Source organism: Rhodococcus gordoniae (assembly GCF_001646655.1).
Classification (GTDB): Bacteria; Actinomycetota; Actinomycetes; order Mycobacteriales; family Mycobacteriaceae; genus Rhodococcus; species Rhodococcus gordoniae.
This window is the reverse complement of the sequence record NZ_LPZN01000076.1, coordinates 21556-33239: the sequence shown is the minus strand read 5'-3', so window position 1 is coordinate 33239 and position 11684 is coordinate 21556. Positions and strand designations below refer to the sequence as shown.

The following is an 11684-nucleotide window of genomic DNA, read 5'->3' as shown; positions in this document are numbered from 1 at the left end:
CCCCGCCGTGGGGGCGCGCCCCCCCCCCCCCCCCCCCCCCGCACCCAAACCCACGCCCCCCCCCTCGCCCTCGAAGCGGTCCCCCCCCCCCCCCCCCGGCATCGGCCCGGACCGGCCCCCCCCGAACAGGCCGCCACTCCCGCCCGCGATCACCGCCGTGAGCACCCTCGCGCTCGGCGCCGACACCCTCGGCGCCATCGGCACCACCGCCGACACCCTCGCCGCGCTCGGCGCCCGACCCGACACCGAGGCCCCCATCCACGCCGTGCCCGTCATCGAGCAGCAACTGCACCGCGTCCTCACCGGCGGGCAGATCCGTGGCCTCACCGGACACCTCCCCATCGGTGTCGCACCCGTCGTCGACTTCCCCGCCGCCGTCGTCGACGCCCCCTGGGTCGACGAGACCCTCGCCCGCGCCGCCGCGGAGTTCACCGACTACGCCCGCCGCCCCGAACAGACCGGCGTCCTCACCGCGCACGGCTTCCGCACCGCCGACGCCGTCCCGGAACCCGCCGGGGAACTGCCGCTGCCCCGCGTCGAGACCGCCCTCGCCCCGGCCGATCCCACCGTCGACGACGTCCTCGTCGCCCTGCGGCTCGCCCCGGTATCCCCACGCAAGGTCACGATGGTGGTCGACACCTCAACCTCCATGGGCGCCCCCGCCGGCGACGGCACGCGGCTCGACGCCACCGCCGGCGCCCTGCGCGAGGCCATGCGCCGCGCCTCCACCAACTCGGTGATGGGCATGTACGTCTTCGCCGACACCCCCACCGGGCACCGCGTCGCCGTCATCCGCGACGGCCTCACCGACGCCAAACGCGCGGCGATGTCCACGATCCTCGACGGCATCGACCTCACCGAGAAAGAACCGGTCTACGCCACCCTCGCCGCCGCCTACCGCGACGCCGTCGACAACTACGACCCGGCCCGACCGAACTCCGTGCTCGCCGTCGTCGACAGCGACGACCCCGACGAGACGGCCGCCCGCGACCTGCGCGCCGCGATCGACGAACTCTCGTCTCCCGACACCCCCGTGCGGATCGACGTCGTCGTCCTCGGCGACCGCACCGACCCCGTCCTCGAGCAGGCCGCCGAGGCCACCGACGGCAGCCTCACCGTCGTCGACACCGCCGACCCGGCCGACCTCACCGACCTTCTCCGAAAGCTGACGTCCTGACCGTGCTCCGCCTTCTCGTCGTGGGGGTCTTCCTTGCCCTCCTCACCTATCTGTTGCACCGACGACTCGTCCGGGCGCCCGGACTGCCGCGTCCTGCCGCCCTCGCCGCCGACCTCGTCCTCGTCGTCATGTTCGTGCTCACGCTCGGCGCCGCCGAGGTGGGCACCGTGTTCGATCCCGCCTGGGCCCGCCCCGTCGGGTTCCTCGGCTGGAGCTGGCTGGCGGTGGTGCTGTACCTGATGCTCGGGCTCCTGCTCACCGGAGTCGGGCTGCTCGTCGGCCGCCTCGTCCGGCGCGGGCCATCCCGGCCGACCACCGACGACGGCACCGTCGAGACCCCACGACGGGGGCTGCGCATCGCGACCGCCGTGCTCGTCGTGGCCGCGGTCGCCGCCGTCGGATACGGCACGATCGAGGCCGACCGGCCGCGGATCGTCACCGTGCCCGTCGCCCTGCAGGACCTGCCCGCCGGCTTCGCCGGCGCCCGCATCGCGCTCGTCACCGACCTGCACGTCGGTCCCGCCCGCGGCGCCGACTTCGTGCAACGCGTCGTCGACCTCGTCGCCGAAGAACAACCCGACCTGATCGTGCTCGGCGGCGACCTCGCCGACGGCACCGTCGAACTCGTCGGCTCCGACCTCGAACCGCTCCGGCAGTTGCAGGCCCCGCTCGGGGTGTACGGCGTCAGCGGCAACCACGAGTACTACTCCGACGACGCCGAATCGTGGCTGAACCACTGGGAGACACTCGGTGTACGCACCCTGCGCAACGACCATGTCGTCCTCGAGCGGGACGGCGACGTCGTCGCGCTCGCCGGCGTCCACGACTACACCGCCACCGAACCCCACCACCCCGACATGCCCGCCGCCCTCGACGGCATCGCGGACGGTACCCCGGTGATCCTCGCCGCCCACCAGCCGCGGCACGTCGACGAGGCCCGCGAACTCGGAGTCGACCTGCAACTGTCCGGGCACACCCACGGCGGACAGATGTGGCCGCTGCGACCGTTCGTCTCCCTCGCCAACCCCACCGTCACCGGACTCGACCGCTTCGGCGACACGCAGATCTACACGTCCCAGGGCACCGGCGCGTGGGGACCCCCCGTGCGGGTGGGCACCCCACCGGAGATCTCCATCCTCGAGTTGGCTGCCGCGAACTGACCTCCCGCTCGTCGGGGCGGGGTGAGGTTTGTGCCTAGGGTGGTGAAATTCTGTATTTCTATGGTTTCCGTCTTGTCCGGAGTTATTCTACTGATGAAGATGGCCGACGGACAGGTCCGTCGGCCATCCCGCCGTCAGCCGCTGTACGCCTCCAAGGGCGGGCACGAGCACACCAGGTTCCGGTCGCCGTGTGCGCCGTCGATCCGTCGCACCGCGGGCCAGACCTTGGCCCGGCTCTTCCCCATCGGGAACACCGCGATCTCCCGTGAGTACGGGTGATTCCACTCGCCCACCAGGCATTCCGCGGTGTGCGGAGCCCCGCGCAGCGGGTTGTCGTCCACCGGCCACTCCCCTGCCCCGACCCGGTCGATCTCACCGCGGATCGAGATCATCGCGTCGATGAAGGCGTCGAGTTCGGCGATGTCCTCGCTCTCGGTGGGTTCGACCATGAGCGTGCCGGCCACCGGGAAACTCATCGTCGGCGCGTGGAAGCCGTAGTCGGCCAGACGTTTCGCGACGTCGTCGACCGTCACCCCCGTCGCCTTCGTCAGCGGACGCAAATCGAGGATGCACTCGTGGGCGACCATGCCTGTCTCCCCCGTGTACAACACCGGGAAGTACTCGTCGAGACGACGCGCGATGTAGTTCGCCGACGCGATCGCCGTCAACGACGCGCGACGCAGTCCCTCGGCGCCCATCATCTTGATGTACGCCCAGGTGATCGGCAGGATCGACGCCGACCCGAAGGGCGCCGCCGAGACCGGCCCGGCTCCCCCGAGACCCGGCTCCGCCGGATGACCCGGCAGGTACGGAGCCAGATGCGCCCGGACCCCGATCGGCCCGACGCCCGGTCCTCCGCCACCGTGCGGGATGCAGAACGTCTTGTGCAGGTTCAGGTGGCTCACATCGCCACCGAACTTGCCCGGCCGGGCCAGACCCACGAGAGCGTTGAGGTTGGCGCCGTCGATGTACACCTGGCCGCCGGCGTCGTGCACGGCACCGCAGATGTCGGCGATGTCGTGCTCGTAGACACCGTGCGTCGACGGATAGGTGATCATGATCGCGGCCAGACGTGCCCCGTGGTCGGTGATCTTGGCGCGCAGGTCGTCGAGATCGACGTCGCCGTTCGGCCGGCACGCGACGACCTCGACGCGCATCCCCGCCATCACGGCGGACGCGGCGTTGGTGCCGTGCGCGCTCGACGGGATCAGGCAGATGTCCCGATCGGTGTCGCCGCGGTCGAGGTGATAGTGGCGGATCGCGAGCAGACCCGCGTACTCGCCCTGGCTGCCGGCGTTGGGTTGCAGGCTCACGGCGTCGTATCCCGTCACCGCGGCGAGCCAGCCTTCGAGGTCGGCGATGAGGCGGCGGATCCCCGCCGTCTGATCCGCCGGAGCGAAGGGGTGCAGACCCGCGAACTCGGGCCAGGTGATGGCCTCCATCTCGGCGGCGGCGTTGAGCTTCATCGTGCACGAGCCGAGTGGGATCATCGTGCGGTCCAGGGCGAGGTCCTTGTCGGACAGGCGCCGCAGGTACCGCATCATCGCGGTCTCGGTGCGGTAGCGGGTGAACGCCTCGTGCTGCAGGAACTCGCTCGTGCGGGCCAAGGTCTCCGGCAGCGCCGTTCCCTCGACGGCCTCACCGGCGGTGACGCCGAAGGCATCCAGGACCGCGTCGACATGCGCGGCGGTGGTGGCCTCGTCGCACGAGATCGACACGTGATCGTCGTCGACGCGGTACAGGTTGATACCGGCCTCGCGTGCGGCGGCGAGCACGGCAGCGGCGCGTCCCGGAACGCGCACGAGGACGGTGTCGAAGAACTCGGCGTGGACGACCTCGACGCCGCCGGCGCGCAGACCGTCGGCCAGGTGGCGGGCGTGCCCGGCGACGCGGCGGGCGATGCCGGTGAGGCCTTCGGCACCGTGGTACGAGGCGTACATGGCCGCGAGCACGGCGAGGAGCACCTGGGCGGTGCAGATGTTGCTGGTGGCCTTCTCGCGGCGGATGTGCTGCTCACGGGTCTGCAACGCGAGGCGGTAGGCCGGGTTGCCGTCCGCGTCCACCGAGACACCGACGAGGCGACCGGGAAGGGTGCGGGTGTGGGCGCTGCCGACGGCGAGGTAGCCGGCGTGCGGCCCACCGAAGCCCATCGGCACACCGAACCGCTGGGTGGTGCCGAAGCACGCGTCGGCACCCTGCTCGCCGGGCGGGGTGACAAGGGTCATGGCCAGCAGATCGGCGCCGACGGCGACGAGCGCGCCGCGGTCGTGGGCGGCCGCGATGATCGGAGCGGCGTCGATGATGCGTCCCGAGGCGCCGGGCACCTGCAGGATCACGCCGAAGAACTCCCCGTCGGGCAGTCCGTCGGCGAGGTCGACGGTGACGATCTCGATGCCGAGCGGTTCGGCGCGGGTCGCCAGCACCGCGGCGGTCTGCGCGAACAGATCGACGTCGACCACGAGACGGGGGCTCTTGGACTTACGGTTCGCGCGGCGCAGCAGGGTCATCGCCTCGGCGGCCGCGGTAGCCTCGTCCAGCATGGACGAGTTGGCCACCTCCATGCCGGTCAGGTCGGCGACCATGGTCTGGAAGTTCAACAGCGCCTCGAGGCGTCCCTGACTGATCTCCGGCTGGTAGGGGGTGTAGGCGGTGTACCAGGCGGGGTTCTCGATGATGTTGCGCAGCAGCACGGGCGGCGTGAGCGTGTCGTAGTAGCCGTGACCGATCATCGATGTCGCCACGGTGTTCCGCGACGCGAGCGCCTTCAGTTCGGCGAGCACCTCGTGCTCGGAGCGGGGCGCGTCGAGCACGTCGAGTCCGGTCGGCACGGTGCCGACGCGGTCGTCGAGGATGGCTGCCGGCACCGCGGCGGTGGCGAGGGCGTCGAGGGAATCGACTCCGACGACGTCGAGGATCCGGTTCAGGCCGGCGGTGTCGGGACCGATGTGGCGATCGGCGAAGTTCGAGGTGACGGCATCTGTCATCGCAGCTCCCGGGCTGGTCGGCGAGGTCCACGTGCGCGGTCGCGCGAAGTGGTTCCTCCCCCTCTGTCGTGAGCTCGCGAGCGAGCGCCTGAGAGATTCGGCCGGCCAGAGCCTTTCCCCGTGGGCGGGCGGGTGCTCCCGCCGCTTTCCAGAGACGTCGGAGCTCACGCGGTCCCGGTTGCCTGAGAGATTGACGGGGAGGTGCTGCTCCTTCGGCGCCCGGCTCGGTGTCCGGGTCTCTCCCGCGTGATGGCGACGCGTCTTCGAGTCTAGTTCACGTCGCGGGGGTCGAAATACCGCAGGTGCGGAAAGCGCCGCGGGCCGGGGAGATGGACCGGCAGAGATGTCGGCGGCATCGTCGGCCGATGCGACATCAGAGGTGTGGTCAGCCGATGCGGCGGTTGATGCGCTCGCGGCGGCGCGACGCCAGTTCGTCCTCGGGGCGTTCCTCGACGCCGCCGCCGTCGGCGCGTTCGGCGGGGAAATCGGCGATGCTGCCGGTGAGCTCGCGCATCGCGCCGCTCACTGCGATCCCGAAGACGCCCTGCCCGCCCTGCAGTAAATCGACGACCTCTTCCGGCGACGTGCATTCGTAGACGGTGGTGCCGTCCGAGAAGAGGGTGATCTTCGCGAGATCGCCCACACCGCGGCTGCGGAGGTGATCGACGGCTACGCGGATATTCTGCAGCGAGACGCCGGTGTCGAGCAGGCGCTTGACGATCTTGAGGACGAGGATGTCCTTGAACGAATACAGCCGTTGGCTACCGGATCCGGCGGCCCCACGGATGGACGGAACCACCAGATTGGTGCGGGCCCAGTAGTCGAGCTGGCGGTAGCTGATTCCCGCGATCTGGCAGGCGATGGGCACACGGTAACCGACGAGTTCGTCGGGCACCGAGTTGTCCGGAAACAGACCCGGCTGGATCTCGTCGGTCTCGTTCGTCCGCGGCGCCGGATTCGAGCGATCGCCGGAATCGACGCCGAGTGGCTGTCCCTTCGTCCGATCTCGCACTACTGACTCCCTCTCGCGCGCCCAGTTCTGCCTCGCAACGATCGACTGGCGGATTCCCCCCGACCACATCCGATCATCGAGCGCTCCCAGGCTCACCGAGTCATCCCTGGCGGATCAACTCAGCGTACGCTCCGGTGTTGGGCGCTGGGCTGCAACACGCCGACCGGAAGGCAACGTTCGACACTACTACCGCTACGGCCGACGCGCGCGCCAACGCTCGTCGCCGTACGGACGGACGGCGCTCAGCCGTCCGTCGCCTTGAAGTCGTCGGGCGAGACGGAGTCGAGGAACTCCTTGAACTTCTCGACCTCGTCCTCCCGCTCGTCCGGCATGACCAGTCCTGCTTCGGTGAGCACCTGCTCCTCGACATGGACCGACGCGCCGATGCGCAAGGCTACAGCCACCCCGTCGGAAGGCCGGCAGGACACGCGCATCCCTCCGTCGAAGACCAGATCCGCGTAGAACGTCCCCTCGCGCAGGTCGACGATGCGCACTTCGCGCAAGTTGTGGCCGAAGGCCTCGAGGAGGTTCTTGATCAGATCGTGGGTCAGCGGCCGCGCCGGCTCGACACCCTGCTGTTCGAGGGCGATGGCGGTCGCTTCGTTCTGACCGATCCAGATCGGCAGGTACCGATCGCCGTCGACCTCCCGCAGCAGGAGGACAGGCTGGTTCTGCGGCTGTTCGATACGAATCCCTACTATCCGCATCTCGCTCATCGCGATGCCTCCGTCCTGCTGCTCGTCGGTGGTGGACCACCCGACAGGTACTGCCTGGAATTCTAGTGTCCTCCAGCGCATCCGTCAGGTGCCGTAGGTCACGACCCGACGGAGGGCCGCGGTCGCGATCGGCGACGAGTTCGTCGCCTCAACGGTCGAGTGCCCCCTGCACCGCCGCCTTCACGAGGCAGGTGTGCAATGTCAACGACAGTGCGGCCAGTTCGCGCACCATCTCCTCGGCGCGCTGCCGTGCCCCGGCGTCGCGGCCCTTGGCGATCGGGCCGGCGATCTGCGCGACGAGCGCGGCCTCGCGGTCGGCGGCGAGCTTGAACGCCCGCAGGTGCCGGACTTCGAGGCCGAACTCCGCCATCGCCTTCGCCGTGCGGGCGAGCAGCACCGCGTCCTCGTCGAAGAATCCGGCCGGCCCCGGCTTGACGAGGCCCGCACCCACGAGTTCGGTGAGGAAGGCCGCGTCGATGCCGGCACGAGTGCACAGGTCGTCGCGGCTCACCCGGATCTCGCGGTCGGTGCGGAGATCCTCGGGTGAGACCTCGCCGCGCGCAACCGCCAGCGGGCGCGGCCGGGTGATCCGGGTTTCGACCGATCCCACCGTGGCGGCACCCCGGTCGATCGCCTCGAGCTGCTCCTTGATCACCTTGAGCGGCAGGTACTGATCGCGTTGCGCGGTGAGCACGTACCGCAGACGCTCGCAGTCGGCGATCGAGAAGCGCCGGTAGCCCGAGGGAGTACGTTCCGGGCTGATCAATCCCTCGGCTTCGAGGAACCGGATCTTCGAGATCGTCACGTCCGGGAACTCCGGACGCAGGCGGTCGAGCACCGACCCGATCGACATCCCGGCCGGCGCCGGCTGGCGGGCCGCGGTCATCAGCTACCTGCGCCCTGGTTACCTCGCGGACCGGTCAGGAACACCAGCCGGAACTTGCCGATCTGCACCTCGTCGCCGTTCGCGAGGACGGCGGAGTCGACCGGCTCGCGGTTGACGTAGGTGCCGTTGAGGCTTCCCACGTCGACGACCTGGAATTCGCCTTCGTCCTGACGGAACTCGGCGTGCCGACGACTGACGGTCACGTCGTCGAGGAAGATGTCGCTGTCGGGATGCCGGCCCGCCGACGTGGTCGGCTGGTCGAGCAGGAAGCGCGATCCTGCATTGGGCCCCCGCTTGACCACCAGCAGCGCCGATCCGGCGGGCAGGCCCTCGACACCCGAGACGGGCGCTTCGGTGGTGGCCGAGCCTGCACCTTCCACTTCGTTCAGGAAGTCGGCGCGAAATACCGAAGTGGTCTCTGCAGGAGTCTCCTCGTAGCCCGCGTTGCCGTTCTCGCTCACCGTTTCTCCTTATCCGTTCGACCACCCGGGTGATCCCGGGCGGTCGCTGATTCGTTCGCCCCGTACAGGTCCGACACGGCACACGCCATATCCGACCGTACCCCGCGTGGGGGTACTGCCGCAGACAGTCGCGGTCACGTTACCTGTCCGGTCTGTCAGCCTTCCGTGATCCCGCGGTAACCATCCGCGTCGACCGTCTGCTCGAGGGCCTCGTCGAGTTCGCTCTCGCTGCCGACCTCCACGTCGACGAGCCAACCGTCCTCGTACGGGCTGCTGTTCACCAGTTCGGGATTCGCGTCGAGTTCCGTGTTGACGGCGAGGACTTTCGCGGTCAACGGCGCGAAGACGTCCGACACGCTCTTGGTGGACTCCACCTCTCCGAAGGACTCGCCGGAGACGATCTCGGATCCGGCATCGGGCAGCTGGACGAAGACCACGTCGCCGAGTTGGGACTGCGCGTAGTCGGTGATCCCGATCCGCACGGTCGTCGCGCCCGTCCTGCGCACCCATTCGTGCTCGGGGGTGTACCGCAGATCCTCGGGTGTCGCGAAATCGGTCAAGACTGGTCCTTTCGGAGACGACGTTCGACCGGAACGTCGGATTCAGTTACCGGGCTGAGAGTATTGGCGTGGTTCGATCTCCCGCAAGGCGGACACGTCCACCTGCGGAAACTGTTTCACGGACAATGATCCGCCCGCACGGGCGACCGTGTCGACCACCCCACCGGGAATGTTCAGGGCGGCGGCGAGCGTCGGGCCGTCCCCGATGGCGGTGACGGTGTACGGGGCGTCGAGCCTGCGGTCGTCCACGGTGATCTCGCCCCCCGGTCCGGTGACCCACGAATCGACACCGATGCGTACGGTCTCCCCGTTCGCTCCGGCGATCTGCATCGTGTCGGCACCCGCCGCGCGCAGCTCCTGGATCATGTCGAGCAGCACCTCCGAGCCGACTCCCTCGCGCGGATCGTCGACGGTGAGGACCACCCCGGGCCCGGTGGCGGGTGCGGTACCGAGCTGGACCGACAGCGTGTACAGGCGCGTGCGGGCCTCCTCGAGTGCGGCTTCCGAGCCTTCCCGCTCCAGACTCGAGAGGGTGCGCTCGAGTTCGGTGATCTCCTGGCGGAGAGCGGCTTCGCGGCGGTTGAGGTTGTCGAGCAACACCAGCAGGTCGGCGGGGCGTGCCGAGTCGAGGGCGTCGCCGGTGTCGGTGGTGCGCACCTGCGTGGCGATGCCGGCGCCGAGCAGGACGACGAGAATCCCGGCGAGGACGAGGAAGACGCGGTGCGATCGGGTGGCGCGGTCGGCGACGGGTCCGGGCGCGGTCGCGTCGCCGGTGTCGGTGTCGGGCTGCTGCGGTTCTGTCATGGTTCAGGCTCCGAACAGGCGCCGGCGCAAGGCAGCCGCGTTTCCGAAGATGCGGATGCCGAGGACCACGATGACCGCCGTCGAGAGCTGGGCGCCCACCCCGAGCTGGTCGCCGAGCCACACGATCAACGCCGCGACGAGGACGTTGAAGACGAACGACACCACGAACACCTTCGCGTCGAAGATGTCGTCGAGATAGGCGCGCAGGCCGCCGAAGACCGTGTCGAGCGCGGCGACCACCGCGATGGGCAGATAGGGCTGCACGACGTCGGGTACCTGTGGGCTGAATACGATTCCGGCGCCGATCCCGATCGCCAGTGCGAGCACCGCGTAGAGCGCGTGACCGTGTTCGAGCCGCTTCACCTGTACCCCGTTTCTCCGCTGCTGCCGAGTTTCCGGACCGTGGCGGCCGGAAGCTCGAGATCGTCCGCCTCGGTGACGGCGAATCCCACCCCGTAGAGCTGCTGGATGCCCGCGATGCGCAGGTAGGCGTCGCTGACGACGAAGGACGTCTGCAGCCGGGACGGGGGCCCCACCGCCGAGACCGTGTACGGGGAGAATACGGGCCGGTTGTCGACGAGCATCGCTCCCCCGGCCTGGCGGATGGTCACGCCGGGGCCCACCCGCACGCCGCCGACCTCGACGGCCTCCGCACCGGCGGCCCAGAGCGCGTTGACGACCGACTGCAGGTCGCGGTCGAGGACGAGCGCGGTGGGCCGGTCCTCGAGTCGCGCCGCGTCCGAGAGGTTCGGGCGCGCGGCGGGTTCGGTGAGGGTGACGGTCATCCCGGGTCCGCGTACAGGTGTCGCGGCGGCCGCGGTCTCGGCGTCCCGGAGTTCGTCGAGGATGCTCGCGCCGTCACCGCCGTCGGCGAACAGCGCGGTACGTCGTTCGTCGATCGCGGCGCCGAGTTCGTCCCGCCGCGCGGTCAGGGCGGCGATCCGATCGTCCCCCGCCCGGAGGGAGTCGAGGATCTCGGCGTGGGTGCTGTCGGTGCCGGCCTCCACGTCGGCGTTCTGGGCGTACGCGACGCCGAGGACGAGGCCGGCGAGGAGGACACCGGCGCCGAGCCACGCGCGGGAGGCCCGCGGCGTGGTGCGGGAGCGGCCCGCCGCCCGGTCGGCGGCGGACGCGGCGTAGCCGGGGTCGAGATGATCCTCGAGAAGCGACTTCAGCAGCGAGGGCACCGGATTGCGCCGGATGCGTTCCCACGCGCGGCTCATCGGATCACCTCCCGACCGGCACGTTCCGTGCCGTCACGACGGCCTGCGCGAGGTACAACAGACCGGTCCACACGTACAGCACGGTCCCCCAGATCAGGGCGGCCCAGCCGAGCGGTCCGGTGACCGGTTCCGAGGCCGGCACGGCGACGGCGCCGAGCATGAGCGGCAACGCGCACATGAGCAGGAAGGTGGCGCCTTTGCCGAGATAGAGCACCTCCGGTGGAGGCAGTTCCCGGCGCCGGTAGACGGCGAGCGTCGGGGCGAGGACGAGTTCGCGGCCGACGAGGACCACCGCGATCCACCACGGCACGATGTCGCGTGCCACGAGGGCGACGAGGGTGGCCACGATGTAGAGGCGGTCGACGGCGGGATCGAGGAGTGCGCCGAGGCGGGAGGTCTGGTCGAGGAGCCGGGCGAGTTTGCCGTCGGCCCAGTCGGTGATGCTGCTGGCGGCCAGCAGGATCAGCGCCCAGACGTCGGCGTGGGCGACGAGAACCAGGTAGAGGAAGACGGGGACACCCAGGAGCCTGATGAAGCTGAGGACGTTCGGCACGGTGAGGATGCGGTCCGCTCCGCGCGCGTCGGCGGTTCCGGTCGCATCGGTCATGGCGGGGCCGCTCCGTGTTCTCGTGAGATCGTTCTCGTGTTGCCCCTCCGGAGTTCCGGTTCGGGTGCGGAGTCCAGCCTTCCACAGCCGCGCG

Annotated in this window: 12 protein-coding genes and 1 riboswitch; of the genes, 2 read left to right on the top strand and 10 right to left on the bottom strand. The window is 70.0% G+C overall.

Annotated features, from left to right (window positions below; all coding sequences use genetic code 11):
- The first annotated feature begins 157 nt into the window (after positions 1-157).
- Positions 158-1177, top strand: a complete 1020-nt coding sequence (locus tag A8G18_RS21405; RefSeq protein WP_209447060.1) for a vWA domain-containing protein — start codon at positions 158-160, stop codon at positions 1175-1177.
- Between the two features lie 2 nt (positions 1178-1179).
- Positions 1180-2337, top strand: coding sequence for a metallophosphoesterase (locus A8G18_RS21400; RefSeq protein WP_064065456.1), 1158 nt, complete (start codon positions 1180-1182; stop codon positions 2335-2337).
- Between the two features lie 134 nt (positions 2338-2471).
- Here the strand turns inward: A8G18_RS21400 and gcvP are convergent, their stop codons facing one another.
- The 10 genes from gcvP to A8G18_RS21350 form a co-directional block, all read right to left on the bottom strand.
- Positions 2472-5321, bottom strand: coding sequence for an aminomethyl-transferring glycine dehydrogenase (gene gcvP / locus A8G18_RS21395; protein ID WP_064065455.1), 2850 nt, complete (start codon positions 5319-5321; stop codon positions 2472-2474).
- A 159-nt stretch (positions 5322-5480) separates the two neighbouring features.
- A riboswitch (glycine riboswitch) is annotated at positions 5481-5576 on the bottom strand.
- Positions 5577-5706: 130 nt separating this feature from the next.
- Complete coding sequence (locus A8G18_RS21390; RefSeq protein WP_016694271.1) at positions 5707-6333, bottom strand: MerR family transcriptional regulator; 627 nt, start codon at positions 6331-6333, stop codon at positions 5707-5709.
- A gap of 242 nt (positions 6334-6575) precedes the next feature.
- The gene (locus A8G18_RS21385) at positions 6576-7049 is read right to left on the bottom strand and encodes a bifunctional nuclease family protein (protein WP_064065454.1); all 474 of its coding nucleotides are present in this window, start codon (positions 7047-7049) and stop codon (positions 6576-6578) included.
- Between the two features lie 148 nt (positions 7050-7197).
- The gene (gene ftsR, locus A8G18_RS21380) at positions 7198-7935 is read right to left on the bottom strand and encodes a transcriptional regulator FtsR (RefSeq protein ID WP_016694269.1); all 738 of its coding nucleotides are present in this window, start codon (positions 7933-7935) and stop codon (positions 7198-7200) included.
- Positions 7935-8396, bottom strand: a complete 462-nt coding sequence (garA, locus tag A8G18_RS21375) for a glycogen accumulation regulator GarA (RefSeq protein WP_006552746.1) — start codon at positions 8394-8396, stop codon at positions 7935-7937. The genes ftsR and garA overlap by 1 nt, the downstream gene beginning before the upstream one ends.
- Before the next feature lie 155 nt (positions 8397-8551).
- On the bottom strand, positions 8552-8956 hold the full coding sequence (gene gcvH / locus A8G18_RS21370) for a glycine cleavage system protein GcvH (RefSeq protein ID WP_016934923.1): 405 nt from the start codon (positions 8954-8956) through the stop codon (positions 8552-8554).
- A 42-nt stretch (positions 8957-8998) separates the two neighbouring features.
- Positions 8999-9760 (bottom strand): DUF881 domain-containing protein, encoded by a 762-nt coding sequence (locus A8G18_RS21365; RefSeq protein WP_064065453.1) that lies wholly within the window; start codon positions 9758-9760, stop codon positions 8999-9001.
- Between the two features lie 3 nt (positions 9761-9763).
- A complete protein-coding gene (locus tag A8G18_RS21360) occupies positions 9764-10123 on the bottom strand; it encodes a small basic family protein (protein WP_016934925.1) in 360 nt (119 codons plus the stop codon).
- The gene (locus A8G18_RS21355) at positions 10120-10983 is read right to left on the bottom strand and encodes a DUF881 domain-containing protein (RefSeq protein ID WP_064065452.1); all 864 of its coding nucleotides are present in this window, start codon (positions 10981-10983) and stop codon (positions 10120-10122) included. Before A8G18_RS21355 ends, A8G18_RS21360 begins: the two co-directional genes overlap by 4 nt.
- A 4-nt stretch (positions 10984-10987) precedes the next feature.
- Positions 10988-11590 carry a CDP-alcohol phosphatidyltransferase family protein gene (locus tag A8G18_RS21350; protein ID WP_064065451.1) on the bottom strand — a complete coding sequence of 201 codons (603 nt, stop codon included), beginning with the start codon at positions 11588-11590 and terminating at the stop codon, positions 10988-10990.
- Positions 11591-11684 lie beyond the last annotated feature (94 nt).